The sequence below is a fragment of the Nonomuraea sp. NPDC004580 genome (assembly GCF_040609855.1).
GTDB classification, from domain to species: domain Bacteria; phylum Actinomycetota; class Actinomycetes; order Streptosporangiales; family Streptosporangiaceae; genus Nonomuraea; species Nonomuraea salmonea.
In genome coordinates this window covers 37,350-61,825 of the sequence record NZ_JBEXLH010000047.1, presented here as the reverse complement: position 1 = coordinate 61,825, position 24,476 = coordinate 37,350, and the positions used below count along the sequence as shown (strand labels likewise).

The window sequence follows — 24,476 nt, the reverse complement described above, 5'->3', positions numbered from 1 at the left end:
ATGCTCGCCAGTGTGAACGGTCACACGCCTCCGGCGAAAGCCTCCTTTGCCGGATCGTTACCTGCGTGTTTCGAGCGAGCCCGCGTCAGGCGGGCGGGGGCGAGGCGGTGGATTCGCGGATCATCAGGGCCGGGGGGACCAGGCGAGGGGCCGGCTGGGGGTGGCCGGAGAGCTCGGCCATGGCGGCGTCGAAGCAGGCGCGGCCGAGCCCTGGGAAGTCCATGCGTACGGTGGTCAGCGCGGGCGTCCAGTAGGCGGCGCCGGGGATGTCGTCGAAGCCGACGATGCTGACGTGGCCTGGCACGTCCTTGCCCGCGTCGTACAGCGCCCGCCGCACCCCCTGCGCGATGTCGTCGTTGCCGCAGAGGATGGCCGTGACCTGCGGGTCGGCGGCGAGCTCGCGCCCGGCCGCGTACGCGGAGGCGATGTCCCACCCGCAGCCCAGCACCTCGGGGACGGCGGCCCCCGCCGCGTGCAGCGCGTCGCGCCAGCCCGCCAGGCGGCCGCCCTGACCGCCCTCGGACGGGATCGCCACGTGGTGCACCGTGCGGTGGCCCAGGTCGAGCAGATGCCGGGTGGCGTCGGCCGCGGCGCCCCGCTCGTCCAGCGCGATCGCGACCCTGCCACGGTCGGGCGCGGCCGGCTCGGCCACCGCCACCGCCGGTACGTGGGCCGGCAGCGCCTCCAGCACCGCGACGCCGATCGTGTCGAAGGCGATCACCACCACGGCGCCGGCGCTGGCGTCGCTGACGTATTCGACGGCCTGCCGCACCTCGGCCGGCTCCGCCGACTCCACGACCCGCACGCCCACGGACATCCCGGCCGCGCGGGCCGCCTCCTCGATGCCCTGGAGGGTGGCGGCGTAGCCGTAGAGGACGGTGTCGGAGGTGACCACGGTGATGCCGCGCGCCCGGCCGAGGCTCAGCGCGCGCGCCGTGCGGCTGGGACGGAAGCCGAGCTGCTCGATGGCGGCGAGGACGCTGGCGCGGGTCTCGGGACGCACTCTGGGCGAGTCGTTGAGCACCCGTGAGACCGTCTGGTACGACACTCCCGCCGCTGCGGCGACGTCCCTGATGCTGGGTACGGCCGCGTCACGGGACGCGCGCGGGGAAGTCGGAGCCACCTCCCCATCGTAGGACCAGATGATCCGCCCCCAACCCGGCCCGGTCCCGCACAAACGCTTTCCCCGCGCGGCAGATCCCTCGACGGAGAACGCGCTCTCCCACAACATGAACGGGAATCGGTTCCGACCGGTAAGGACCGACGCCCGCCGAAACGGCGGGCGTGCGGGTGTGCGGCGGCTGGTCGATGCGGGAGCCCGCACGGGGGTACGCGTGCGGGCTCGCGCGGGTCAGGATGAACGGTCAGGTGCGGGTCCAGCGCTGGTTGGCGCCGCCGGAGCAGTCCCAGATCTGCAGGCGGGTGCCGTTCGCGGAGCTGACGTCGGTCGCGTCGAGACACTTGCCCGACTGCGGGTTGACGATCTGGCCGGTGCCGGAGTCGTAGGTCCAGCGTTGCGCGCCGGTGCCGTTGCAGTCGTAGAGCTGCACCTTCGCGCCGTTCGCGGTGGAGCCGGCCGTCACGTCCATGCACTTGCCGAGCGCGCGGACCGAGCCGTCGCTGTTCCAGCTCCAGCTCTGGGCGCCGGTGCCGTTGCAGTCCCAGAGCTGGACGGGGGTGCCGTTGGCGGTGGCGGCGCCGGCCACGTCGGCGCACTTGCCGCCGATGCCGGTGATCCGGCCGCCGCCGCCCGTGGTCGGCGGGGCGTAGACGCGGACGTAGTCGACGGTCAGGGTCTGCGGGAACGTGGTGCTGCCGTCGGGGTAGCCGGGCCAGTTGCCGCCGACCGCCACGTTCATGATCATGAAGAACGGATGGTCGAAGACCCAGCGGTTGCCGCCCAGGTCGGCGGGGGTGCGGCGCTGGTATTCCACGCCGTCCACGTACCAGACGATGAGGTTCGGCGACCAGTCGACGGCGAAGGTGTGGAAGGCGTCGGCGAACGGGGCGCCGATCGTGTAGCCGGCGCCGATGCCGCCGCCCCCGCTGTAGCCGGGGCCGTGGATGGTGCCGTGGACCGTGTTCGGCTCGCGGCCGATGTTCTCCATGATGTCGATCTCGCCGTTGTCCGGCCAGCCCGACGTGCCGCCGAGCATCCAGAAGGCCGGCCAGATGCCCTGCCCGCGCGGCAGTTTCATGCGTGCCTCGAACCGCCCGTACGTGCGGGTGAAGGTGGCGGCGGTGAGCAGGCGGGCGGAGGTGTACTGGCAGGTGCCGTAGTGGCACTGGTAGTTGGCCGGGTTCTCGCGGCGGGCGGTGATCACCAGGTTGCCGTTGCCGTCCTTGGCGGCGTTGCGGGTGCTGTCGGTGTAGTACTGGTGCTCGTTGTTGCCCCAGCCGCCACCGCCGATGTCGAAGCGCCACTTCGAGGAGTCGACGGCGCTGCCGGCGGGCCCGTCGAACTCGTCGGACCAGACGAGCGGGCCTGGGGCGGGTGCGGCGCTCGCGGTGCCGGCCATGGGAGCGACCAGGGCGGCGATCGCGGCGAGGGCGGTACCGATGGCGAGCAGCATTCTGGAACGGGGGGTGCGTGCCATGTGGGTTACCTCATCGGATCCACGGGGGTGAGTTTACGGAAACCTTCCGGCAACTTGAGTGCTCCTGTCAAGAGAGCGCTCTCTCAGTTCTCATCGATGCGTCCCCCGGCGGATTTGGCGCGCTGGTAATGGCGGGCCACGCGCACCCGGTTGCCGCAGCGGGCGGCGGCGCACCAGCGCCGGCGGGGGTGCGCGGGCAGGAACAGCGTCACGCAGTCGTCCGCCTCGCACGCGCGGACGGTGGTCACCGCCGGGTCGGTCAGCAGCTCGGCCGCCGCCTCGGCGAGCCAGGCCGCCAGCCGGTCCGCCGCCGAGCCGTCGCGCCGCCTGGTGGCGGTCACCGCGCCGCCGTCCCAGGCCAGCTCGGTGATGGCGGGCGCGGCGCGCTGCGCGTGGTTGAGCGCGTCGAGGGCCTCCTCGGGCGGCTGCTCGCCTCGCCGTACGCACTCCAGCGCCCGAGCCGTGTGCTCGCGCACCTCGCGAACGGCGGCGAGGCCGGCGTCGGAGACCGCGAGGTCCAGGACGCCGGGGAACCGGGCGGCCTCCAGGTCCAGCCATCTGCGCAGATCCTGCGGCGTGGCCAGGTGGTCGCCGTCGGCGTTGCGGGTGTTGACGAGGTCGAGCGCGAGGGGCTCGCCGACGAGGGGACGGGGATCGCTCATGTCCCTAATGCTACCTGACGGGTTTGACACATTAGGGAAGGGTCAGGTTGTATCTAATGCATCAGCTACGAAAGAAGGCATTAGCAATGACCGCACCAGCCCGCACCGCGCACCGCCACGTCGACGTCGAAGGAGTCCGCGTCTTCTACCGCGAGTCCCTGCCGGACCGCGCCGACGCGCCCGTCCTGCTGCTGTTGCACGGCTTCCCGTCGGCCTCGCACCAGTACCGCGGCCTGTTCGACCGGCTCGCCGCCCGTTACCGGCTCATCGCCCCCGACCACCCGGGCTCCGGCCACACCGAGGCCCCGGCCGGCTACACGTACACCTTCGACCGGCTCGCCGACCTCACCGAGAGCTTCGTCCGCGCGCTCGGCCTGACCCGCTTCGCCCTGTACGTCTTCGACTTCGGCGCCCCGGTCGGCTTCCGCGTCGCCGAGCGCAATCCCGAGTGGATCGCCGGTCTGATCGTCCAGAACGGCAACGCCTACGCGGACGGCCTGTCGGACGCCGCGGTCGAACTGCTCGCACAGCGCCCGGACATGCCGGGCGGCGAGGAGCGCGTGCGCGCCGAGCTGACCCTGGACGCCGTCCGCGCCCAGTACGTCACCGGCGTCCCCGACCCCGCCCTGGTGGCCCCGGACGGCTGGACGCTCGACCACCACTTCCTGGAGCAGCCCGGCCGCAGGGACGCCCAGGCGGCGCTGCTGTTCGACTACCACACCAACGTCGAGAGCTACGACCGCTGGCAGGCGTGGCTGCGCAAGCACACGCCGCCCGCCCTCATCGTGTGGGGCGAGCACGACCCGTTCTTCACCGGGGCGGGCGCCCGCGCGTACCTGCGCGACCTGCCCGATGCCGAGCTGCACCTGTTCGACACCGGGCACTTCGCGCTGGAGACCCACGTCGCGGAGATCGCCCCGCTCGTGGCGGCCTTCCTGGACCGCACTCAGTGAAGGGTGGCGGTGAACGTCCGGCCGTAGGCGTGCCGGGTCGTCGCCCGGACGAGGGTGCCGCCCGGCACGCGCCGGACGGTGACGCCCTCGTCGGCCTCCGACACCCGCAGCGGCCGGCCGGGCACCAGCACCGAGACGTGGTCGCGCCGCATCGTCGGGTCGGACAGGGCGACCTCGGTGCGCTTGCCCGACTCCCGCACGATGAGCGCGGCCGGGCCGTCCACGAGCAGGCGGCCGGCCAGGCGCGGCCCCTTCGCGAAGACGGTGCAGGCGGTGATGCCGAGCCCGTCGTGCCGGACGGCCTGCACGTCGCGGGTGTTGGCCACGACGCTCACCGGGCCGCGGGCGTAGCGGCGCAGCGCGGCCTCGGTGGCGTGGGGGACCAGCGCGTACGCCAGCGCGTCGTCGCCCGCGACGGTGGCGGTGAACACGTTCTTGGTGACGGCGGTGTCGGGGTTGCCGGTCCTGACGACCCTGCGGCTGCGGGTGACCGTCTCCAGCCCCGCCGCGACCGGCCGCCTGGTCAGGAAGGCGTAGCCGACGGAGGTGCCCCGGGTGCCGTTGGCGTACCGCAGCCACCGCAGGGGCGTGGCCGCGCCGCCGGCCTGCCAGGCGCGCCCGTCCCAGCGCTCGCCGGTGAGCGCGACCGCGTCGCCTGGAGCGGCGATGCGGCTGTCGACGGTGGTCACCACGTCGCGCCCGCCCTGCCCTGAGATGCCGGCCGCCAGCACCACGATCTCGTCGTCGAACATGAACCACGACTTGGTGGCGCGCGCGTTGCGGTAGGCCACGAAGTCGTCGGGCAGCAGGCCCTCCTGCTTGGCGGTGTAGGCCACGTCGTCGGACTGCACCATGCCCGCCACGCCGTACGCGCCGAGCGTGGCCCCGCCGGAGAAGGCGTTCTCGCCGCGCGGGAAGTACACGTAGGTGTTCTGCGACTCCGACGAGGACGTGAAGTTCAGCGGGTGGCCGGGGTTCTCGTACCACAGGCGCCCGTACAGCTCGGGGATCGTCCGCCGCTCCTCCACCGGCGCGGTGACCCCGGCCAGCCGGTACGGCGACACGGTCGTGTAGTAGTCGACCCCGTAGACCTCCCGCTGGTCCTCGCCCGACAGGTAGAGGTAGTAGGCGCCGTCGCCCTGGAACCAGGGCATGAGGTTCTCGCCGCTCATGTACTCGTACTTGCTGATCCGCTCCGAGCTGCGCGCCAGCGCGAACGCGTAGCCGGGACGGCGGTGCACGGTGCGGTCCATCGCGTTGAACGCCACCGACCGCGCGGCCGGGTTGAGGTCGGCGGCGGGGACGGAGGCGTCGGCGCGGACGGCGGCGTAGCGCGCGATGCCGCCCGGCGAGACGAACGCCGCCGTGTCGGCGGCCGGCAGGAAGCGCAGGTACTTCTTCAGCGGCAGCGGGTCATCGACGTGCTCGGCCAGGTCGGCGATGGCCTCCACGATCACGTTGAGGTCGGTGTAGCCGCTGGTGGTACGCGAGACCGCGCGCCCCTTGACGATCTCCATCATCCAGCCCTCGAAGATCAGCGGGGCGAAGCCGTCGCTGATCCACCGGTACACCACGGCCGGCAGGTCGGCGAACCCGGTCGTGGCGCCCTGGAGCATGTTGAGCGTCTGGACCACGCGGGTCAGCAGGGCCCGGCCGTACGAGCCGGTGTAGGCGACCGAGTGGTGCTGGATGAAGGAGCCGTCGGCGTAGTAGCCGTCGGTGTTGCCGTGCTGCAGGTCGTAGGGGTCGATCGTGGCGAAGACCGTCGACTGGTCGGCGATCGCCTTGGCGACCCGGGCGTCGTCGCCGGTGAGCGCGCCCTGCAGGATGCGGTTGGCGGTGATGTCGGCCAGGTTCGCGCCCGTGTGGAAGCGGGAGTCGAGATCGACGTCGCCGTCCTTGCCGTTGCGCAGGTAGGCGTCCATCGAGGCGAGGTAGGGCGGGGTGAGGTCGCCGCGCAGCTCGCCGGGCAGCAGGGCTAGGGTCCTGCTGACGTGGGTGGGGATGGCGATCTCCCAGTTGTGCCAGTTGCCGTAGTAGCCGGCCGACTGGTCGCCGAAGTACCGCTCGTGCAGCCAGGCCAGGCCGTCGGCGGTGCGCCGCGCGGCGGTGGCGTCGCCCTCCAGCGCGCTGCCGGGAGTGCGGGTGGCCAGCGCGATCTCGTACAGGTACTGGTAGGCCAGGCGGAGGTTGACGTCGTCGGTGCCGAGCGTCAGACCGGCGAACAGCTCGCCGTCGCCCGCCTGGTCCATGGCGGTCAGCCGCTGCCTGGCGGCGTTGACGATGGCGGTGAGCTTGCCCGCCACCTCGGGCCGGGCGTTGATTTCGGGGGTGCCGGCGAGGATGGCGACGGTGTTGGCGAGCAGGCGTCCGTGATCGACGGCCTGCACGGCTGCTGACGCGGCTTCTGACACGGCTCCTGACACGGCGGCTCGACCGGCTGTGGCGGCGCGGGCCGGGGCGGCCACGGCCAGCAGACCGGCGGCGGGGACGAGGGAGAGCACCTGACGGCGGGACATGTGCGGCACTGCTTACTCCAGGCCGTTAGGGGGATACGGCTGGGGCTCACCGTACATGATCGCCGATCGGCTTCACAGGAAGAGCCTCGCTCGTCACCACCAGTGCTGGAGCCCGAAGGCCGTCACGACGATCGCGAGCATCGCCATGAAGGTGATCACGATCGCGGCCGCCACGACCGACGCCCGGCGCAGCGCCCTGTTCACCCGCCGCTTGTGCCGGAGGGCGCGATGGACCGCTCGCTCAGCTCTCATCCGGGAGATGTCCGTACGATCCACAACGCCACTCTCTCGCCGGGCACCGGTCGCGCGCAAGCCTGGGCCGAGGGGCTCATGGCCTGGCGGATGGTTGCGCAGGCAACTATTCCGTCTTGTTGCTTGCGCAGCTAAATACAGGGATGTGATGCGAGCCCGCGCGGCGACCGATACACGATGGATGGGCAGGACGCCCAGGATGTGCCGAGTGCGCCGCACGGCGTGCCCCGCGTGCCGGGCGGCGCGCGGGCGGCACCACGGAAAGACACGACGATGCCCAGCACCAGAAACCTCGCCCACGCCGCGCTGGCGGGGGCGGCGGTCGCCTGCCTCACCGCCCCACCGGCGGCTGCCGGCACTGCTGCCGGTACTGCTGCCGGCTCGCCGCCAGCCGGTGTGAACGCCGCTCCTGGCCAGGGCGCGGAGGCGCTCACCTGGCGGCCGTGCGCCACGACGGCCAAGGACTGGCCGACGCCGGAGGACAGCAAGTCGGAATGTGCGCTGGTGACCGTTCCGATGGACTACGCGAAGCCGGACGGGCGGAAGATCAGGATCGCGGTGAGCCGGCTGAAGGCCGCAGACGCCGCGAAGCGGCGGGGCGTGCTCGTCATCAGCCCCGGCGGCCCCGGCATCTCCAACATCACGGCCCCGTCCAGCTACGCCGCCAACGGCCTGGCCCCGCTGGCCACCGACCACGACCTGATCGGGTTCGACCCGCGCGGCGTCGGCTACAGCGACAGGATCGACTGCGACGAGGGCACGTTCGAGCCGCCGGCGAACGCGTCGGCGAAGGCGCAGGCGAAGGCGCTCTTCGACCACATGGCCGCCGCCAACAAGCGGTGCACCGCCCTGGACCCTGCCTTCGCCAGGCAGCTCACCACCAGGAACATCGCCCGGGACGTCGACGCGATCAGGGCGGCGCTCGGCGTACCGAAGATCAGCTTCTACGGCGTCTCGTACGGCACCGCGGTCGGGCTCAACTACCGGTCGCTGTTCGACACCCGCGTCGAGCGGATGTGGCTGGACTCGGTGATGCCGCCGGTCATGGACCTCGCCGCGATGGACGCCGCCGTGGACGCGGTGGCCGAGCGCAACTTCGACGGCTTCGTCACCTGGCTGGCCGGGCACGACCCCGAGTACCACTTCGGCGCCACCCCGCAGCAGGCCCGCGAAGCCGTCTTCGCCCTGCGTGACAAGCTCACCAGGAAGCCGCGCCCGGCGGGCACGGGCGTCAGGCTGGACGGCGCGTGGGTCAGGAGCCTGCTCGGCCTCGACGCGACCGGCTGGGCCACCGCCGCCAGAGACCTGGCGACCGCGCGCGACGGCGGCGTTCCCCGCTCGGCGCGCCCGAGCTCCGGCACCGCCCCGGTGTACGGCTTCGATGACGCGCCGCTCGGCCTGAACTCCACCCAGTACAACGGGGTCTTCTGCAACGAGGGCACCGGCGGGCGCGACTTCGACCGGCTGTGGGCCGACGTGGAGGCCAGGCGGCGCACGTACCCGGCGACCGGGGGCGGCATCCAGTTCGGCAGCTGGTGCGCCGGCTGGCCGTGGCCCGCGCAGCCGTGGCGGCCGGTCAGGGGCGCGAGCCCGCTGCAGGTGTCAGGCCACGTCAACGAGGCCACCACGCCGTACGCGTGGGCCATGGACACGGTCAAGGCGGCCGGCGGCGCCCTGCTCACCGTCCAGGACGACGCGCACGCCTCGCTGGCCAAGCTGCCGTGCGCGGACAAGGCCGTCGAGTTCTTCCGCACCGGCCGCACCGCCACGGGCACCTGCCCCGGCATGCAGTGACCCCTCTCATAGAACGGACTCCCCGATGCGCATCCTCATGCTCCTCGCCGCCCTCCTCTCACCGGTGCCGGGCCTGGCCGGCGCCGCCGAGGTGAACGGCTGCTCGGGCGCCCTCGTACGCACCCAGACCAGCACCCCTGACGACCCCGCACTCGTCCTGACGAACGGGCACTGCTACGAAGGCGCCTGGCCGGTGCCCGGCGAAGTGCTGGTGGACCGGCCGTCCCACCGCCTGATCCGGCTGCTCGACGACGCCGGGCGACCGGCCGCCGCCGTGCACGCGCAAAGGGCCGCGTACGTCACGATGACCGGCACCGACGTCGCCCTCTACCGGCTCGGCACCACGTACCGGCGGCTGGAGCACGACCATCAGGTCCGCCCGCTCACCCTCGCGGCCGCCCGCCCCGCGCCAGGCACCCGGATCAAGGTGCTCTCCGGCGGTCTCAAGAAGGTCTTCACCTGCGCGATCGACCGGCTCGCCTACCGGGTGCTCGAGTCGGGATACGTCACCGAGGACGTGCTGCGCTACACCAAGGCGTGCCGGACCGGGCCGGGCAGCTCCGGCTCCCCGGTCGTGGACGTCAAGAGCGGCCAGGTCATCGGCATCAACAACACCAGCAACCGCGACGGCGGCGCCTGCACCCAGGACAACCCGTGCGAGATGGACCGCGACGGCGTCATCACCAAGCACAAGTCCATCGCGTACGGCACGCAGACGTATTGGCTGACCACCTGCCTCACCACCGGCAACCGCCTCGACCTCGACCGGCCGGGCTGCCTGCTGCCGAGGCCCGATCCGCAGCGCGCCTGAGCCGGTCAGGCGATGGAGCAGGCGTCGCCGTCGGGCGGCCCGAGGCCGGCCAGCAGCAGGAGGGCGGTGTCCTTGCCGAAGGCGGCGATCGCCGCCTCGCCCACCCGCTCGAGGCCGGGGGTGGGCGGGCTGCCCGGCTCGAACGTCGACGCGTCACGGATCAGCGCCTCGGCATCGTCCAGCACGCGGCGCTGCTCCGCCGTCAGCTCGGGGTTGCCGGCGCGGAAGCGGAGCAGCTGCTCAAGCCAGAGATCGCTGCGCTCCTGCGCGGACAGGTCCTGATAGAGCCGCCGCCTCTCGGCCATGGGGCGGGCGATGAACGCGTCGTACGTCTCGTCCATGGGGCTCCTGCCGCTCGGGACGGGTGGACTCTCCCCCCAGGGGAGACCTCATGCTACTCCTCAGCCCCACCACGCTCTGAGGAGATTTCGAGCATGACCATCGTGACCGGCGTCGAGCCCCGCGGCCTGCACCACTGCGAGACCACCGCGCTCGGGGTGCTGCTCCGCCACGAAGGGCTCGACCTGCCGGAGCCGCTGCTGTTCGGGCTCGGCGCCGGCCTGTCGTTCGTCTACTGGGACAGCAAGGCGATGCCGGTGCCGTTCGTCGGGGGCCGGGTCAAGCCGTTCGAGCTGACCAGGAACCTGGCCGCCAGGCTGGACCTGACGCTGACCGTCCAGGAGACCTCCTCACCGCGCCGGGCCTGGGCGAACGTGGCCGCGCCCCTTGACGCGGGCCGTCCCGTCGGCCTGCAGCTCGACTGCTACCACCTCGACTACTTCCGCTCGAAGGTGCACTTCGGCGGGCACGTCGTCGCCGTGTACGGCTACGACGACCACGACGCCTACCTGGTGGACACCGCACAGCAGGGCGGCGACGTGCGTACCGGGCTTTCCAGCCTCGCCCTGGCCCGTGCGGAACGCGGCCCCATGACCGCCAGGAACCGCTCCTTCACCCTCGCCCTGCCCGCGCACCCGGTCCGCTGGCAGGAGCACCTGGTTCCCGCCGTCAGGGACTGCGCCGCCGCCTTCCTCGCCGCACCCATCGCGAACCTCGGCCACCGCGGCATCGCCAAGGCCGCCGCGAAGGTGCCTGCCTGGTGGGACCGCGCCGAGGACCCGCGCCGCGACCTGCCGCAGGCCGCTCACCTCATGGAGCGGGGCGGTACCGGCGGCGGCCTGTTCCGCGTGCTCTACCGGGACTTCCTCGCCGCCTGCGCCGAGCTGGTGGGGGGTGCGGAGCTGCGTACAGGTCACCGGCTGTACGCCGAGGCCGCCGGCCTCTGGACCGACGTGTCCGCGCTGATCGCCAAGGCGGGGGAGGGCGGTGACCCCGGCCATCTCGCCCAGGCCGGGGCGCTCCTGCGCGACCTGTCCCGCATCGAACGCGAGGCCATGGAGTCACTGGTTACCCTTTCCTAGGGATATTAGGTATAACCTAGTGCAGTAAGTCCTCTGCCTAGGAAAGGTCGTCCAGCTATGGCACGTGCCGGGCTGACCGTGGAACGCGTGACGCTCACCGCCGCGGAACTGGCCGACGAGGTCGGGCTCGACCACGTCACCATGTCGGCGGTGGCGCGCCGGCTCGGCGTCAAGGACGCCAGCCTCTACGCACATGTACGCAACCTGGAGGACCTGCGCGGGCGGATCGCGCTGCTGGGCGCGGACGAGAAGACCATCCGCATCGCCGAGGCCACCGCGGGGCGGGCCGGCAAGGACGCGCTCGTCGCGTACGCCGACGCCTGGCGGTCCTACGCCCACGACCACCCGGGCCGCTACACCGCGACCCAGGTCCCGATCCCCATCGACCCCGAGCTGGCCGCCAAGGCGGCGGGGCCGCGGCGGGCGGTCGAGCTGACGTACAGCATGCTGCGGGCGTACCGGCTGGCGGAGCCGGACCTGACCGACGCCGTCCGCCTGATCCGCAGCGCGCTGCACGGCTTCGTCAGCATCGAGGCCGCAGGCGGCTTCGCCCACAACCGCCCAGCCACCGACTCCTGGCCCCGCTGCATCGAGGCCCTGCACAACGCCCTCGAACACTGGCCACCGCGCAAAGAGGAAACCCCCACATGACCACCCCCGACCGACCGCGGGTAGAAGGCACAACCCCGCCCACGCCACGACACGCGAACAGCACCACCCCGACGACGGGGCGGTTGCGCGTGGACGGCGCCACCCTGCACTACGAGGTGCGCGGCAGCGGGCCGCTCGTGTTGCTGATCCCCGGCGGGACGGGCGGCGCCGCCTCCTTCGACGCCGTCGCCGACCGGCTCGCCGCCGACTGCACGGTCGCCTCCTACGACCCGCGCGGCCTGGCCCGCAGCCCGCTCGACGACCCCGACGCGCCCCAGCGGGTCGAGCGGCACGCCGAGGACGCATACCGGCTACTGGACCTGCTCTCCCCGGACGCCCCCGCCCGCGTGGCAGGCTGCAGCTCCGGCGCGATCACCGCCCTCCACCTGCTCACCACCCACCCCGAGCGAGTGCAAAGAGTGGTGGCCCATGAGCCCCCGCTGGTAGAGGTCCTCCCAGACGCCCCCGAACACCGAGCCCTCCTCATCAGGGTCCAGGACACCCTGCAGAGGGAGGGCCTGATGCCCGCGGCGGCCATCTTCGCCGCCGGCCTCCAAGCCAAGCCCACCCCGCAGACGCCGACGCCTGGCGCCAGTGCGCAGGGCGGCCGCTCCACCCCTCCCACTCCCTCGGCCGCGCCGGTGGAGGCGGGTGGGTTGCCGCCCGAAGCGGCAGCCAGGGTGGAGCGGACTATGGGCGATATGCCGTACTTTCTCGGGCGGATCGTGCCGAGTTTCATGGGTTACGTGCCCGACCTCGATCGGCTTCAGGCCCTGTCCGAGCGGCTGGTGCTCGCGGGTGGCGCCGAGTCGCGGGGGGAGGTGCCCTACCGGCCGGCGGCGGTCATGGCGGAGCGGTTCGGCACGGAGCTGGTGCACTTTCCCGGTGGGCATACCGGGCTCAGCACGCACCCCGGCGAGTTCGGTGAGCTGCTGGCCGAGCTGCTGCGGTGACCGACGTCAGCTCGCGCTGAGCAGGTCGGTGAAGCGTTGTGCGTCGACGTTGCCGCCTGAGGCGATGAGGCCCACGCGGCGGGGTGCGGCGTCCAGGCGGCCGGAGAGCAGGGCGGCGAGCGGGGTGGCGCCGCTGGGCTCGATGACGACCTTCAGGTACTCGAACGCGAACCGCATCGCCTCCACGATCTCCGCGTCGCTCACCAGGACGATTCCGTCGGCAAGCCGCCGGTTGATCGCGAACGTCAGCTCGCCCGGCGTCGGCAGCGCCTGCCCGTCGGCGATCGTCCTGGGCACGGGGATGGTGACGCGCTCCCCGGCCTCCAGCGAGCGCTTGGTGTCGTCGCCGTTCTCCGGCTCGACGCCGATGACCCGGATGGCCGGATGCGCTGAAGTGGCGGCTATCGCGGTGCCGGCCAGCAGCCCGCCGCCGCCGACGGGCACGAGCAGGGCGTCCAGCTCGCCGCTCTCGGCCAGCAGCTCAAGGGCGGCGGTGCCCTGACCGGCGATGACGTCGGGATGGTCGTAGGGAGGGATGAGGGCCAGGCCGCGCTCGTCGGCCAGGGCGCGGGCGAGCGCGGTGCGGTCTTCGGTGTAGCGGTCGTACGTGACGACCTCGGCCCCGTAACCGGCCGCTGCCGCGCGCTTGGAGCGGGGCGCGTCCTCGGGCATGAGGATGACGGCCGAGGTGCCGAGCTCGCGCGCGGCCAGCGCGACGGCCTGGGCGTGGTTGCCCGAGGAGTAGGCGGCGACGCCCCGCGCCCGCTGCTCGGGGGAGAGCAGCGCGATGGCGTTGTACGCGCCGCGGAACTTGAACGCCCCGACGCGCTGGAGGTTCTCACACTTGACGAACACCTCGGCCCCGGCGCGCTCGTCGAGTATGCGGGAGGTGAGCACGGGCGTGCGGTGCGCGATGCCGTCGAGCCGGGCGGCGGCGGCGCGGACGTCGTCGATCGTGACGGACGTGGCGGTGTCCATGAGGTTCCTCGGGCGCGCGTGGATCTGCTTGATCTCCGATCCTAGGCGGCGGCGGGCTTGAGAGCGGCGCTGTGCCGGACGAAGCCGGTGATCTGCAGCGCCCAGGTGAGCGCGGCGGCCGCGATCATGGCGCCCCACACCCCGGCCAGCCCCCAGGCCGTGGCCGCCGGGACCATGGCGAGCGCGAGCAGGCCGTAACCGGTGCCGACCGCGGCCAGCTGCCAGGAGGAGCGCTTAAGCCCGACCAGCCCGTACGCGGTGACGATCGCGCAGTTGCTCACCAGTGAGAACGTCACGAGCAGCGGCGCCAGCCCAAGAGCGAGGGAGAACACGGCGGCGTCCTGCGTGAACAGCCGCAGCACCACGTCACCCGCGACGAGCACCACCACCGCGCCCGCGGCCACCCCGCCCGCCGCGACCGTGACGGCGGCGAGGATCAGCCGCCTGGCCGCGCGAGGGGACGACGCCCGCGCGACCTCCGGCGTCACCGCCTGCGCGGCGGCGAAGGCCGCGAGCCCCAGCAATCCGTCCAGGGACAGCAGGATCGCGTGCGCGGCGGCCTGGTGCACGCCGGTGCGCGCGGCGGCGTACGCGACCCCGCCCATCACCGTGAACTTGACGATCAGCGTGGCGGACAGGGGCAGGCCGACCCTGGCCATGCGCAGGATCCGCCGCCCGCGCGGCCGTCCCGGCCACCACGACTGCCCGGCCAGCTCGGGCAGCCGCAGCAGCAGCACGTTCGAGATCACGACCTGGACGGCGGTGGCGGTGACCATCGCGACGCCGGTGCCCTGGACGCCGTACGCGGGCACGAGCGCGAGCAGCAGGACGACCTGCGCCGCCGTACCGGAAAGGCCGGACCACAGCACCTTCCTGCTGTGCCGCAGCGCGATCAGCATGCCGCCCGCGCCGCTGCCCGCCGCCGACAGCAGCACCTGCCCGGCGAGGAGCGCGGGCAGCGCGCCCAGCTCGGCGATCGCCGCCTCGGGCGCCCCGCCGGCCCGCGCGATGAGGGGCACGGCCAGCACCACGCCGGCGCCCGCCGTCCCGAGGGCGAGCGTGAGCCAGCGGGCGTCCTTCAGGACGGCGAGCGCCTCGGCGGGACGGTCACGGCAGGCGGCAACGAACGGCGACATCCCGCGCAGACCGCCCGCCACGGCGGCCGTCACCGGGCTGAGCACGGCGCTCGCCAGCGTGAACGCGGCCAGCTCGGCGGTCGCCTGGCGGCCGAGCAGGGAGGTGCCGAGGAGTTGCGCGACGACGCCGGCGCTCATGGACAGCAGCAACGGCAGCGCCGCGCTCAGGACGACGCGAAGAGAAGAGGACATGAAAAGCAGAATCCCGGGCGGGCGACCGCTCGGGACATGATCATTCTATCGCATCCGCACCTCACACGACGTGGTTACGCGCGGCAGCGCTCCTCGGGGTGGGGCTGGAGGTGCGTCTGCGCCTCATACGACGTGGTTGCGCAGGCGGAGGTCCTCGGGGTAGGGCTGGAAGTACGTCTGCTCCGCCACGTACGTGGCCGCCGCGCCGCGCGCGTGGTGGAGCAGGAGGGCGAGCGGCACGCTCAGTGCCACCCGGCGTGCCTGGTAGGAGGCGATGACCTCGGCCACGTCGGCGCGGCGCACCGGATCGAGCCCGTCGCCGATCATGCCGAGGCAGTGCTGCAGCACGTTGACGTGCCGCCCGACCGTCGTCGGCGCCGCCATGGCGGTGCGGAACGCGATGCTGTAGGCGGCGGCCACCTCGTCGCGCGGCCGGGTGCCCGCCTGGGCGGCCAGGCGGCCGGTCTCGCGGTAGCCCTCGGTGGTGTGGGCCAGCAGCTGCATCTTGTGCCGGGCCTGGAAGGCCATCAGGTCGCGGGGCTGCCATGGGCTCTCCAGCAGCTCGCGCAGCCGGGCGTGGGCGAAGATCCGCTCGGTGAACGCCTCCCGCCGTACGGCGTCGTTGAGCCGGCCGTCGTCCTCCACGGGCAGCAGCGGGTGCGCCTCGATCACCGCGTCGGCGAACATGCCGCGCTGCTGCCTGGTCACCGCGTTCTCGCCGGCGTAGAGCGGGATGCCGTGGATGCCGCAGCTCGGGCTCTTGGCCTTGAACACGTACCCGTCGGCGGCCAGCTCCGCGGTGCGCTCGGCGGCCAGCTCGGCCATGGCGGGGGTGAGGTCGCGGCGGCTGCGGCGGGTCATCAGCCGGGGGCCTTCAGGGGAGCGTTCGAGGCGCAGCGCCTCGCGGGGCGCGCCGAGGCCGATCGCCATCTCGGGACAGAGCGGCAGCCAGTCCACGAACGGCGCGAGCTCGTCGGTGAGGTAGCGGCTGCGGCTGTGGCCGCCGTTGTGCCGTACCGGCTCGCCGAGCAGGCAGCTCGACACCGCCACCCGGGGCCTGCCGCATCGCTGACCTTCCTCCATGCTGGTCAGCTGCCCAGGAGCGCAGGTCGCACGCCTGCCCTTCGTAACCTGAAGATCGGCTTTTCGGGGTTACACTGGAGGAATGCCCGCCGTTCCCGTCCTCGACGTGAGACACGTGGTCGCGTTCGTCAACGAGTACGCCGACCCGCCGCGCGAGGCCGCGGGAGAGCAGGAGACACCGTATCCCGACGCGCACGATCTCCTGGCCTGGCCCCCCGGGCTCGCGCTGCCCGCGACCGGCGGCCGCGTCGCGGCGGCGAACGCCGTCTTCCCCGTCTTCGCCGCGGCGCGCCACGGCCGGGCCCTGGAGGAGCTGAACGCCCTGCTCCGCGCCGTGCGCCCGCTGCCCGTGGCGGCCCCCGACGGCCTGCGCTGGGCGGTCGGCGACGCCGCCGACCTGCTGGCCGCCGCGCTGGCCACCTGCCTGCTCGCCTGGCTCATGACGCACGAGCAGGCCCGGCTGGGCACCTGCCACGCCTCCCGGTGCGTCGACGTCTACACCGACGCGTCCCCGGCGGGCCAGCGCCGCTTCTGCTCCGCCACCTGCCTCAACCGGCACAAGGTGGCCGCCTACAGGAAGCGCGCGTCCGCCCGCAAGGTCACTTGACCTTGAGCGCCGACCGGCCGGCGTAGCGGGCCTCGGTGCCGAGCTCCTCCTCGATGCGGACGAGCTGGTTGTACTTGGCGATCCGCTCGGAGCGCGACAGGGAGCCGGTCTTGATCTGGCCGCCCCCGACGCCCGCGCCACCGTCGTCATCGTCGCCGACGCCCACCGGACGATCCGCCACGTGCTCTGCCCGGTCACCGACGCCACCGCCGCGCTGAAGGAGGCGCTCCGGCTGGCGGCCGGCGTGACCAGCCGCTTCGCCCGCTGAGCCGTTCGCCGGAATGCGATCACCGCGCGGCGTGTTGCGCGATGCGTCCCCGAAGGACGCACCGGATGAGAGGTCACCAATGAGCCGTCAGCAGCGCCAGGACCTGGACGACATGCTGCGCAACGCGCCCAAGACGGCGGGCGGCACCGTCGAGCGGGCCCGTACGGACTTCGCCACGCTCTTCGACGTGCCCGCCCCCGACGGCGTCACCGTCCGCGACACCATGCTCGGTGGCCGCCCCGCCCTGGAGCTCACGCCCGCCGGCGCGGACGGGGACACGGTGGTGCTGTTCCTGCACGGCGGCGGATACGTCGTCGGCTCCCCGCGTACGCACGCCGCCCTGGCCGGCGAACTGGCCCGCCGCGCCCGCACCAGAATCGTCTCGCTCGACTACCGGCTCGCCCCCGAGCACCGGTTCCCCGCGGCGGTCGACGACGGCCTGGCCGCCTACCGCGAGCTGCTGGAACGAGGCACCAGCCCGTCCGCGATCGCGCTGGCCGGCGACTCGGCGGGCGGCGGGCTGTCGGTCGCCACCCTGCTCGCGGCCCGCGAGGCGGGGCTGCCGATGCCGGCGGGCGCCGTGCTGTTCTCGCCATGGGCCGACCTGACGCTCACCGGGGCCAGCATGGAGGGCAAGCTGGGCGCCGACCCGGTCTTCGTCCGGGCCGACATCGAGGGCTACCGCACGCACTACCTCGGCGCAGGCGACCCGGCCGCGCCGCTGGCCAGCCCCGCGCTCGCCGACCTCACCGGCCTGCCGCCGCTGCTCGTCCAGGCCGGGTCGAACGAGCTGCTGCTGGACGACTCGGTACGCCTGGCCGCCGGGGCGGGCGCGGCCGGCGTGGACGTCACGCTGCGCGTCTGGGGCGGACTCCCGCACGTCTTCCAGCACCACACGGCGCTGGTGGAGGAGGCGGGACAGGCGCTCGACGACGCGGCGCTCTTCCTCGCCCACGCCTACCGCACGGCCGCCGCGGAACCGGCGACCGCCTGAGCCGGGCGGGTGCGCCAGCGGCAGCCGACGCCGATGACGTCGCGGCGGCCGTTGCGGTCGGGCTTGCCGCCGCCGGTGTGATCGGCGTGGCCGGCGCGGACGCTCACGGAAGGACGCGTCAGGCGCCCGCGCGGCGGAGGCGTTCGGCGGCCTGGGTGGCGACGGCGTCGCCGGAGACCGGCCGCTGGCCGTACAGGGCCTCGTAGCGGGCGTTGTGCGACGCCGTCCACAGGCTGGCCGCCCACGCGACCTCCAGCTCCACGTCCGTGAACACCCGTCCCCTGGCCTCCTGATACGCCTCCAGGAAGGCCGCCGAGCTCGCGACCGGCGCCAGCGTCGGCTGACCCGAGCTGGCGAACGCCCCGCTCGCCGCCCCCACCAGCGCCGCCTCCGGCTGCCAGGCCAGGCTGTCCCAGTCGTGCACCGTCCACAACCGCCCGTCACGCCAGCGCAGGTTCTGCGCCTCGAAGTCGGCGTGACCGAGCACGCGCGGCAGCCCGGCCGCCAGGATGCGCCTGCGCGCCCGCCCCGCAGTCTCGACGACGTGCACGGGCACCCGGCTCTGATCCTGCTCGTCCAGGTAGGGGATGGCCGGCCAGGTGCCGGCGCCGGCGTGGTCCCAGCGCGCCCAGCGCGGGCTCGGCAGCGGCGGCTCCACGCTCACCTCGGCCAGCTCCGCCATCAGCCGGGCGAAAATCACCGCGCAGCGCACGGCCACCTCCGGCGAGTCGCCTGCGAGCACCTCGCCACCCGGCCTGAACTCCTCGGCGTGCACGGCCAGCGACCCCACCTCGGTCACCGGCGTCAGCGGGCGCGCGCACGGGAACCCGCGCTCGGCCAGCCGGGCCTGCGCCGTCACGCACGACACCGCCCTGCCGCCGTCGGCACGCGCCTTGACCACCACGTCCGCACCGCCGGCCAGCCGCAGGCCGAACACCATCGAGGTCTGCTGCAACCGGAACAACACGCCCTCGGGCTCGCTGCCGAGCCGGCGCAGACACCAGGCCGGCAACCAGTCCGGCAGATCGTTCATAGACACGGGGAAGACTCTGCCAAAAGCGCTGTCCCCCATGCGAGCTACCCCCGAATGTCCTCCGTACGGTGACGATCGCCGCCCCCTCGATCTCTAGCGTTCTCCTCGTGGCCACAGCGGCCGCTCGGATCTCGTCAGGGAGTCATCATGCGACTGGTCAAGCAGCTCGTGGCCGTAGCGGCCGTGGCCTTCGCGGGCAACGCGCTCGCGGGAGCGATGTCGGGGAACGCGTTCTTCACGCTGTTCTTCGGGCTGGGCATGGCGGTGCTCGCCGTGTACGTGTACGGCCGGGTGGTGCGCTGGACCGAGAAGCGGGAGCCGGTCGAGGTCGCGCTGGAGGGAGCCCGGGGCGCGCTCGGACGCGGGGTGCTGATCGGCGTCGCGATGTTCGTCGCCGTCATCCTCAACGGTCACGAGGGGGGCCCGTACGCGGTGGTGTTCGGGCTGCTGCTGACCGGTGTGTTCCTGTACGTGGCGCGCAAGCGCGGCAACCTGGTCCCGCGCCGCCGGCGTACCGGCGAGACCCTCGTGCGGACCCCGTGAGCGAGGTCCGGCGCAGTCGCTCACCGTGGCGCGAGAAGGAGATCGTGGTGCTCTGCCTGATGCTGGCCGGCGCGTGGGGGCTCAGGGGCTGGCTCCGCCCCCACCGGCCCACCAGCGACAGGCCCACCAGCGACAGGCCCACCGTCCCCGCCCAGCGTCGCCCCGACACCGACCGGCACACCGGGAACGTTCGGCGCGCCGGCTCTGACACACCCCGGCCCGCCGAAGGGGCCGCATCCGTCGGCGAAGGGGATCCTGAGGCCGTTCCCGCCGCCGAGCGGGCCCGCATCGTCCGCGACCTGCACGACGTCGTGACCCACAACGTGGCGGCGATGATCGTGCAGGCGGAGGCGGCCCGCTACCTGACCGGCGCCCCCGACCGCCTCGACGCCACCCTGACCACCGTCACCGACACCGGCAGGCGCGCCATCGCCGACCTCCGCCACCTGCTCCACCTCCTCACCCCCGTCCCCGGCGGCCCCCTGGACGCCGCCGGGCCCGCCGCCACGGAGACGCCCTGCGCCGGTGACCTGCACGCGCTGGTCGCGGAGATGCGGCTGGCGGGGCAGCCGGTGGAGTTCGCCGAGGCGGGACAGGCGGAGCCGGCGTCCAGGGCCGCCGAGATCGTCGCGTACCGGGTCGTCCAGGCGGCCCTGACCGACGCGCTGCGGCACGCGCCGGGCAGCCGTACCGTGGTCGAGGTGCGGCACGCCGAGGGCGAGATCACCGTGCAGGTGCGCACCGACGGCGCGGTCTTCCACGCCGCCACCGGCGGCGACCTCGCGGAGGTGCGGGCGCGGGTGGAGGCGCTGGGCGGCGAGTTCCACCAGGAACGCCACCAGGACGGCACCTTCCTCATCCGCACCCTCATCCCGGCCGGCGCCCTTCGCGACCGGAGCGACCCGGCCGGCGGGTGACGCGAATGCGGCGGTGCGGGAGTGCGGACCCGCACCGCGTCGCGGTTCACCGGACGGTCACGCGACGGTGCCCGTCTGATACCGCACGTGAACGAAGTCGACATTGAGCGGGTTGGGCCCTCGTCATCCTGGACGATCTCGCCCACCCGGACGCCGGCCACGTCCGAGCACAGGTGGCCGGCACCGCGCCGGGCGGGTTGTACTGGCCGCACCGGTGACCGGGGCCGCCCTGGGAGTGACGGCCCCGGTCAGCGGGTCAGCAGGGGCTCTCGTAGAAGTCGATGTAGCCGCTGCGGACGCCCCACATGTCCACCGCTCCGTTGCAGTCCTCGTACTTCTCCCCGACCACGGTGGTGCGGGTGGAGTCGCTGTAGTAGATGGTGGCGCACGCGTGGTCGAACTTGCAGGCGCGGGCTTCGGCGGGGCTCGCGGTCACGACGGTGACGGCGGCCACGGCGAGCACGGTGGCGGGCAGCAGACGGCGGATCATGATGCCTCCGGAGGGGGTGGGGGGACGCTGCTTCGATGGTCGGCTCCCACAGCCGCTCGATCAAGAGCCCACCCGCCCCGACAAGCCCCGCCCCGACAAGCCCCGTCCCGACAAGCCCCGCCCCGCCTGACCCCGGCCGCCGAGGCGGCGGGGTGAGTGAGCCGCCCGGCCGGCTGGGACCGGGCGGCTTCTGCGGTCAGGTGATGGGTTGGAGCCAGATGTTGCGGAAGCGGGGGTTCTCGCCGGGGTCGCCGTGGTCCTGGAGGCGGATGCCGGCGGTGGCCGCGTTCTCCGGGATGCTGTCGCCGGTGCCGCCGTCGACGGCGACGTCGTCGTGCACCACCGTGCCGTTCCAGACGACGGTCACCCGCGCGTCGTCCACCTTGACGCCCGCGCTGGTGAACCGGGCCGCGCGGAACGTGATGTCGTACGTCTGCCACGTCCCGGGCGCGGTCGCCATGTTGCGGTCGGGCGCCCGCTTGGAGTAGATAGAGCCGGCTCCGTCGGCGGCCGGCGTGGTGTCGCCGTACGACTCCAGCACCTGCACCTCGTACCGTTCCTGGAGGTAGACGCCGCTGTTTCCGCGCTGCTGCCCGGTCACCTCGGGCGGATAGTCCGGCTCGTACCACTCGACGTGCAGCGTGAAGTCGCCGAACGCGCGCCGGGTGCGGATGTCGCCCCCGTACGACTCCATCGACCCGTTCGCGACCGGCCACGTCGCAGCCCCGCCTGACCGGCGCTCCCACGCCGCCAGGCTCGACCCGTCGAACAGCGTGATCCGCTCGGCCTTCGCGACCGTGACGTGGTCAAGACCGAAACCGCCGCCGTCGCCGGTGTCGTAGCGGTAGGTGACGGTGTTCGCGCCGCGTCGAAGGGGCAGCGCGTCGGTCTGCACCTCCCAGGCGTCCCGTCCGCCGGTGGCCGCCAGCCGTACCTGACGGATCTTCTTGCCGTTGACGTGCACGCTCACCGACGTGCCCGCCTCGGCCGCATAGCGCAGCCCGACGTTGTACGTGCCCGCCGCCTCGGCCCGCACGGAGAACGACGTGCTCGCGCCGGGTGCGGTGTACCCGTCGACGTAACCGGTGCCGGTGAAGCCCTGGTGGGCGGTGCCGACGGTGGCGCCGCCGCGCAGCGTGGCCCGCTCCGCCTCCAGCACCGGCCGGGCCGCCACGGTGATCGCGTCGAGGTTGACGTTGCCGAGGTCGCCGGAGTCGTACCGGTAGGCGATGGTGTTGACGCCCGCCTTGAGCGCCACCGGCTCCACCCGGGTCGCCCACAGGTCCCACGTGCCCGTGGACGGCAGCGGCACCTGCCTGACCTTGGTCCCGTTGACGTACACGCTGAGCGACTTGGTGCCGGGCGCGGGGTCGGGGCCGTTGGAGTAGCGCAGCCCCACGTGGTACGTGCCAGCCTCGCCCACCTGCACGGCGAAGCGCGTCGTGGCGCCCTGGGTCCAGTAGCCGTCCACGAACCCGGCACCCGAGGAGGAGGGGTGGTCGGTGTTCAGCTTCGCGCCGCCGCTCTGAGCCGCGCTCTCCGCCTCGTACACCGTCTCGGAGGAGGCGCCGCCGGGCAGCGAGTTGAGCGTGTACCAGGCTTCGGTGCTCCACAAAGGCTCCCCTGACGCCGAGGCGAACGGGCGCGGCGAGCGCAGGTGCACCACCCGGCCCGGCTTCAGCCCCGCGACCTTCAACGTGACCTTCTTGCCCTTCACCGTGGCCGAGGTGACGGTCAGCGGCTCCTCGTCCACCTTGGGCCCGCCGTAGGTGACGGCAGGGACGTAACGCCACTGGGTGAGCTGGTAGCGGCCCTCAAGGGAGCCGACCGGCAGCGGCTGGGTGTACTCCAGCTCGAAGCCGCCCTCGATCGCCTTCATCTTGAGGAGGTCGAACGCCTTCTCCGCGCCCGGCGTCAGCTTCTGCAGCCCGTACGTGAGCTTGCCCGGCTGCCCCCAGTTGCCGCCCGCACCCAGGCCGCCGGCGTAGATGGCCCCGTCAGGCCCGAGGCTGATCCGGTTGACCCCCGCCTCAAGCCCCTGCGTGAACCGGAACACCGCGCCCTGGTAGGCCCCGTTCACCTTCTCCAGGTACGCCCGCTGGATCCCGCCGTACGTGACGTCGCCGAACAGCAGCTGCCCCGCGTACCTGCCGCGCTTCATCAGCAGCGGCGTGCTGGGGGAGTTGGCGATCTCGTTGTGCGGCAGCCACAGCACCGGCGGGCTCACCGCACCCGCGTCGAACGGCCCCTCCGGCGTCGTGTAGTGGTTGAAGAAGCGGCCCTTCTCGACGTGCACCAGCTTCGAGGCGGGCAGCCAGCCGCCCTGGTTGTCCAGCACGAACAGGTCGTCGCCCGGCCCCCAGCCGATGCCGTTCGGGGTGCGCAGGCCGCCCGCGAGATAGTCGAGTTCGCCCGTCCTCTTGTCGATCTTGACGGTGACGCCACGGCCGGGGGCCGGCTGCGGGACGGTGGTGGCGCCGCCGTAGTCGATGGCCACCGACAGGTTGAGGTAGAAGTGGCCGCCCCGGTAGAGCAGGCCGAAGGCGAACTCGTGGAAGTTCCCGCCGAACGGCCAGGTCGCCACTGTCCTGAGGTTGTCGGCGACGTCGTCCCCGTTCGTGTCGTTCAGCTCCACCAGGCGGGACTTCTCCGACACGTACAGCTTGCCGTCCGCGTACGCGATGCCCATGGGCTCCTGCAGCCCCTCGGCGATCTTCTTGTACGTCACCCGCGCCGGCGAGGTCGCGCCGGTCACGCCGCTCAGCAGGTACACCTCGCCGAGCCTGGTCTCCGAGCCGCCCCACGTGGTGATCGCCAGCCGGTCATCGGGCAGCCACGCCATCGCGGTCACCTGCGGCTCGAACCCGGCAGGGCGCAGGTCGGTGAGCGTGTGGTCGGGGTGCACGTCCTGCAGCGGCAGCCCGTCGCCGGGGGAGTCCGCGCCGCTCTCGCACTCCTTGCGGCCGGGCGAGGTGACCCGGACGACGTCGGCGTCCGTGCTCAGCGCCTCGGCCGGCACCAGCGTGAACGCCTGCGCGCCCGGCGGCTTCCACTCCAGCTTGAGCTGCTGGCCGTACAGGTGCTCGAAGTGGTCGATGCGCAGCGGGTGGTGCCCGGCGGTCAGCGTGATCGTGCCGTCCACCGACGTGGGCGCGTGCCGGCCGTCGTTGACGATCACGACGGTGTCGCCGATGCGCAGCCGGGAGCCGTCGTCGCTGGTCAGCCGGAACTCGTACGTGCCCGCGGCCGGGGCCGACAGGTTGCCGGTGACCTCGGTGACGAACATGTCGGTGAGCCCGAAGTCGGCGTCGGACGTCCAGTCGACGGCCGGCATCAGCTTGTCCACGTTGGGCGTCTGGCCGGGCTTGAGCGTGCACAGCTTCGACAGCTCGATCTGGACGTCGTACGTGCGCAGCGTGACGCCGGGCACCTGCGGCGGCAGGTCGGCCCGCGCACCCGCGGGGACGGCCAGGGAGAGCGCGGTGATCAGGACAGCGGATAAGAGGGGTAACCTCCGCATGACTCATCCCATCTCGAGAGGGCGCCGTGGTGCGGCGCTGGTGGGGGTGCGGCACACCGCCGGGCCGGCCGTCAGCGGATGCCGGGTCTCGTGAGCTGGTAA

The 24,476-nt window shown here is 73.0% G+C and carries 23 protein-coding genes and 1 pseudogene; 10 read left to right on the top strand and 14 right to left on the bottom strand.

Annotated features, from left to right (window positions below; translation table 11 throughout):
• Window positions 1–85: 85 nt before the first annotated feature.
• From ABZW11_RS34110 to ABZW11_RS34100, 3 genes are all read right to left on the bottom strand, one after another.
• The gene (locus ABZW11_RS34110) at window positions 86–1,123 is read right to left on the bottom strand and encodes a LacI family DNA-binding transcriptional regulator (protein WP_355426300.1); all 1,038 of its coding nucleotides are present in this window, start codon (window positions 1,121–1,123) and stop codon (window positions 86–88) included.
• A gap of 241 nt (window positions 1,124–1,364) precedes the next feature.
• The gene (locus ABZW11_RS34105) at window positions 1,365–2,597 is read right to left on the bottom strand and encodes a family 16 glycosylhydrolase (protein WP_355426297.1); all 1,233 of its coding nucleotides are present in this window, start codon (window positions 2,595–2,597) and stop codon (window positions 1,365–1,367) included.
• Window positions 2,598–2,680: 83 nt separating this feature from the next.
• The gene (locus tag ABZW11_RS34100; RefSeq protein WP_355426294.1) at window positions 2,681–3,259 is read right to left on the bottom strand and encodes an ABATE domain-containing protein; all 579 of its coding nucleotides are present in this window, start codon (window positions 3,257–3,259) and stop codon (window positions 2,681–2,683) included.
• A gap of 86 nt (window positions 3,260–3,345) precedes the next feature.
• On the opposite strand from ABZW11_RS34100, the gene ABZW11_RS34095 reads away from it, so the two are divergent.
• A complete protein-coding gene (locus ABZW11_RS34095; protein ID WP_355426291.1) occupies window positions 3,346–4,212 on the top strand; it encodes an alpha/beta hydrolase in 867 nt (288 codons plus the stop codon).
• Here the strand turns inward: ABZW11_RS34095 and ABZW11_RS34090 are convergent.
• On the bottom strand, window positions 4,206–6,731 hold the full coding sequence (locus ABZW11_RS34090) for a polysaccharide lyase family 8 super-sandwich domain-containing protein (protein ID WP_355426288.1): 2,526 nt from the start codon (window positions 6,729–6,731) through the stop codon (window positions 4,206–4,208). The genes ABZW11_RS34095 and ABZW11_RS34090 overlap by 7 nt on opposite strands.
• 93 nt (window positions 6,732–6,824) lie before the next feature.
• A complete protein-coding gene (locus tag ABZW11_RS34085) occupies window positions 6,825–6,983 on the bottom strand; it encodes a hypothetical protein (protein ID WP_355426285.1) in 159 nt (52 codons plus the stop codon).
• Window positions 6,984–7,256: 273 nt separating this feature from the next.
• Here ABZW11_RS34085 and ABZW11_RS34080 point away from each other — a divergent pair, with 273 nt between their 5' ends.
• Together ABZW11_RS34080 and ABZW11_RS34075 are read left to right on the top strand one after the other, a co-directional pair.
• A complete protein-coding gene (locus tag ABZW11_RS34080; protein ID WP_355426282.1) occupies window positions 7,257–8,777 on the top strand; it encodes an alpha/beta fold hydrolase in 1,521 nt (506 codons plus the stop codon).
• A 25-nt stretch (window positions 8,778–8,802) separates the two neighbouring features.
• On the top strand, window positions 8,803–9,588 hold the full coding sequence (locus tag ABZW11_RS34075; RefSeq protein ID WP_355426279.1) for a serine protease: 786 nt from the start codon (window positions 8,803–8,805) through the stop codon (window positions 9,586–9,588).
• 5 nt (window positions 9,589–9,593) lie between these two features.
• Here ABZW11_RS34075 and ABZW11_RS34070 read toward each other — a convergent pair whose 3' ends face one another.
• Window positions 9,594–9,929 carry a bacteriocin fulvocin C-related protein gene (locus ABZW11_RS34070; protein WP_355426276.1) on the bottom strand — a complete coding sequence of 112 codons (336 nt, stop codon included), beginning with the start codon at window positions 9,927–9,929 and terminating at the stop codon, window positions 9,594–9,596.
• 93 nt (window positions 9,930–10,022) lie between these two features.
• Here ABZW11_RS34070 and ABZW11_RS34065 point away from each other — a divergent pair, with 93 nt between their 5' ends.
• The 3 genes from ABZW11_RS34065 to ABZW11_RS34055 are packed head-to-tail and all read left to right on the top strand — an operon-like array spanning window position 10,023 to window position 12,613.
• Window positions 10,023–11,009: a BtrH N-terminal domain-containing protein gene (locus tag ABZW11_RS34065; RefSeq protein WP_355426273.1), complete on the top strand. Its 987-nt coding sequence runs from the start codon at window positions 10,023–10,025 to the stop codon at window positions 11,007–11,009.
• Window positions 11,010–11,066: 57 nt separating this feature from the next.
• Complete coding sequence (locus ABZW11_RS34060) at window positions 11,067–11,660, top strand: WHG domain-containing protein (RefSeq protein WP_355426271.1); 594 nt, start codon at window positions 11,067–11,069, stop codon at window positions 11,658–11,660.
• A complete protein-coding gene (locus ABZW11_RS34055; RefSeq protein WP_355426268.1) occupies window positions 11,657–12,613 on the top strand; it encodes an alpha/beta hydrolase in 957 nt (318 codons plus the stop codon). Before ABZW11_RS34060 ends, ABZW11_RS34055 begins: the two co-directional genes overlap by 4 nt.
• Before the next feature lie 6 nt (window positions 12,614–12,619).
• Here the strand turns inward: ABZW11_RS34055 and ABZW11_RS34050 are convergent, their stop codons facing one another.
• The 3 genes from ABZW11_RS34050 to ABZW11_RS34040 all read right to left on the bottom strand — a co-directional run bounded on the left by ABZW11_RS34050 (window position 12,620) and on the right by ABZW11_RS34040 (window position 16,002).
• Entirely contained in the window at window positions 12,620–13,591 is a 972-nt protein-coding gene (locus tag ABZW11_RS34050) for a threo-3-hydroxy-L-aspartate ammonia-lyase (RefSeq protein WP_355426265.1), read from the bottom strand.
• Between the two features lie 41 nt (window positions 13,592–13,632).
• Window positions 13,633–14,919, bottom strand: coding sequence for an MATE family efflux transporter (locus ABZW11_RS34045; protein ID WP_355426263.1), 1,287 nt, complete (start codon window positions 14,917–14,919; stop codon window positions 13,633–13,635).
• 123 nt (window positions 14,920–15,042) lie between these two features.
• Window positions 15,043–16,002, bottom strand: a complete 960-nt coding sequence (locus ABZW11_RS34040) for a DUF523 and DUF1722 domain-containing protein (protein WP_355426260.1) — start codon at window positions 16,000–16,002, stop codon at window positions 15,043–15,045.
• An 82-nt stretch (window positions 16,003–16,084) separates the two neighbouring features.
• On the opposite strand from ABZW11_RS34040, the gene ABZW11_RS34035 reads away from it, so the two are divergent.
• A complete protein-coding gene (locus ABZW11_RS34035) occupies window positions 16,085–16,609 on the top strand; it encodes a CGNR zinc finger domain-containing protein (protein ID WP_355426258.1) in 525 nt (174 codons plus the stop codon).
• On the opposite strand, the pseudogene ABZW11_RS34030 reads toward ABZW11_RS34035, so the two are convergent.
• A pseudogene (locus tag ABZW11_RS34030) lies at window positions 16,602–16,730 on the bottom strand (hypothetical protein); the annotation flags it as partial. The gene ABZW11_RS34035 and the pseudogene ABZW11_RS34030 sit on opposite strands and share 8 nt — an antisense overlap.
• A gap of 226 nt (window positions 16,731–16,956) precedes the next feature.
• On the opposite strand from ABZW11_RS34030, the gene ABZW11_RS34025 reads away from it, so the two are divergent.
• Entirely contained in the window at window positions 16,957–17,871 is a 915-nt protein-coding gene (locus ABZW11_RS34025; RefSeq protein WP_355426255.1) for an alpha/beta hydrolase, read from the top strand.
• Here ABZW11_RS34025 and ABZW11_RS34020 read toward each other — a convergent pair.
• Both ABZW11_RS34020 and ABZW11_RS34015 read right to left on the bottom strand, forming a co-directional pair.
• A complete protein-coding gene (locus tag ABZW11_RS34020) occupies window positions 17,835–17,978 on the bottom strand; it encodes a hypothetical protein (protein ID WP_355426252.1) in 144 nt (47 codons plus the stop codon). The two genes, ABZW11_RS34025 and ABZW11_RS34020, sit on opposite strands and share 37 nt — an antisense overlap.
• 11 nt (window positions 17,979–17,989) lie before the next feature.
• A complete protein-coding gene (locus ABZW11_RS34015; protein ID WP_355426320.1) occupies window positions 17,990–18,904 on the bottom strand; it encodes a phosphotransferase in 915 nt (304 codons plus the stop codon).
• A 147-nt stretch (window positions 18,905–19,051) separates the two neighbouring features.
• Between ABZW11_RS34015 and ABZW11_RS34010 the strand changes: the two genes are divergently transcribed.
• Both ABZW11_RS34010 and ABZW11_RS34005 read left to right on the top strand, forming a co-directional pair.
• A complete protein-coding gene (locus tag ABZW11_RS34010) occupies window positions 19,052–19,447 on the top strand; it encodes a hypothetical protein (RefSeq protein WP_355426250.1) in 396 nt (131 codons plus the stop codon).
• Window positions 19,444–20,364, top strand: coding sequence for a histidine kinase (locus tag ABZW11_RS34005; protein ID WP_355426248.1), 921 nt, complete (start codon window positions 19,444–19,446; stop codon window positions 20,362–20,364). Before ABZW11_RS34010 ends, ABZW11_RS34005 begins: the two co-directional genes overlap by 4 nt.
• 256 nt (window positions 20,365–20,620) lie before the next feature.
• Here the strand turns inward: ABZW11_RS34005 and ABZW11_RS34000 are convergent, their stop codons facing one another.
• The gene (locus ABZW11_RS34000) at window positions 20,621–20,854 is read right to left on the bottom strand and encodes a DUF6289 family protein (protein WP_355426246.1); all 234 of its coding nucleotides are present in this window, start codon (window positions 20,852–20,854) and stop codon (window positions 20,621–20,623) included.
• Window positions 20,855–21,050: 196 nt separating this feature from the next.
• Complete coding sequence (locus tag ABZW11_RS33995; RefSeq protein WP_355426243.1) at window positions 21,051–24,374, bottom strand: family 16 glycoside hydrolase; 3,324 nt, start codon at window positions 24,372–24,374, stop codon at window positions 21,051–21,053.
• Between the last annotated feature and the right edge of the window lie 102 nt (window positions 24,375–24,476).

What these genes read in the sequence shown, in the direction of transcription:
- ABZW11_RS34105 (WP_355426297.1), bottom strand. Translation starts at nt 2,597, where the DNA reads ATGGCACGCACCCCCCGTTCCAGAATGCTGCTCGCCATCGGTACCGCC.
- ABZW11_RS34100 (WP_355426294.1), bottom strand. Translation starts at nt 3,259, where the DNA reads ATGAGCGATCCCCGTCCCCTCGTCGGCGAGCCCCTCGCGCTCGACCTC.
- ABZW11_RS34095 (WP_355426291.1), top strand. Translation starts at nt 3,346, where the DNA reads ATGACCGCACCAGCCCGCACCGCGCACCGCCACGTCGACGTCGAAGGA.
- ABZW11_RS34090 (WP_355426288.1), bottom strand. Translation starts at nt 6,731, where the DNA reads ATGTCCCGCCGTCAGGTGCTCTCCCTCGTCCCCGCCGCCGGTCTGCTG.
- ABZW11_RS34085 (WP_355426285.1), bottom strand. Translation starts at nt 6,983, where the DNA reads ATGAGAGCTGAGCGAGCGGTCCATCGCGCCCTCCGGCACAAGCGGCGG.
- ABZW11_RS34080 (WP_355426282.1), top strand. Translation starts at nt 7,257, where the DNA reads ATGCCCAGCACCAGAAACCTCGCCCACGCCGCGCTGGCGGGGGCGGCG.
- ABZW11_RS34075 (WP_355426279.1), top strand. Translation starts at nt 8,803, where the DNA reads ATGCGCATCCTCATGCTCCTCGCCGCCCTCCTCTCACCGGTGCCGGGC.
- ABZW11_RS34070 (WP_355426276.1), bottom strand. Translation starts at nt 9,929, where the DNA reads ATGGACGAGACGTACGACGCGTTCATCGCCCGCCCCATGGCCGAGAGG.
- ABZW11_RS34065 (WP_355426273.1), top strand. Translation starts at nt 10,023, where the DNA reads ATGACCATCGTGACCGGCGTCGAGCCCCGCGGCCTGCACCACTGCGAG.
- ABZW11_RS34060 (WP_355426271.1), top strand. Translation starts at nt 11,067, where the DNA reads ATGGCACGTGCCGGGCTGACCGTGGAACGCGTGACGCTCACCGCCGCG.
- ABZW11_RS34055 (WP_355426268.1), top strand. Translation starts at nt 11,657, where the DNA reads ATGACCACCCCCGACCGACCGCGGGTAGAAGGCACAACCCCGCCCACG.
- ABZW11_RS34050 (WP_355426265.1), bottom strand. Translation starts at nt 13,591, where the DNA reads ATGGACACCGCCACGTCCGTCACGATCGACGACGTCCGCGCCGCCGCC.
- ABZW11_RS34045 (WP_355426263.1), bottom strand. Translation starts at nt 14,919, where the DNA reads ATGTCCTCTTCTCTTCGCGTCGTCCTGAGCGCGGCGCTGCCGTTGCTG.
- ABZW11_RS34040 (WP_355426260.1), bottom strand. Translation starts at nt 16,002, where the DNA reads ATGGAGGAAGGTCAGCGATGCGGCAGGCCCCGGGTGGCGGTGTCGAGC.
- ABZW11_RS34035 (WP_355426258.1), top strand. Translation starts at nt 16,085, where the DNA reads ATGCCCGCCGTTCCCGTCCTCGACGTGAGACACGTGGTCGCGTTCGTC.
- ABZW11_RS34025 (WP_355426255.1), top strand. Translation starts at nt 16,957, where the DNA reads ATGAGCCGTCAGCAGCGCCAGGACCTGGACGACATGCTGCGCAACGCG.
- ABZW11_RS34015 (WP_355426320.1), bottom strand. Translation starts at nt 18,904, where the DNA reads ATGAACGATCTGCCGGACTGGTTGCCGGCCTGGTGTCTGCGCCGGCTC.
- ABZW11_RS34010 (WP_355426250.1), top strand. Translation starts at nt 19,052, where the DNA reads ATGCGACTGGTCAAGCAGCTCGTGGCCGTAGCGGCCGTGGCCTTCGCG.
- ABZW11_RS34000 (WP_355426246.1), bottom strand. Translation starts at nt 20,854, where the DNA reads ATGATCCGCCGTCTGCTGCCCGCCACCGTGCTCGCCGTGGCCGCCGTC.
- ABZW11_RS33995 (WP_355426243.1), bottom strand. Translation starts at nt 24,374, where the DNA reads ATGCGGAGGTTACCCCTCTTATCCGCTGTCCTGATCACCGCGCTCTCC.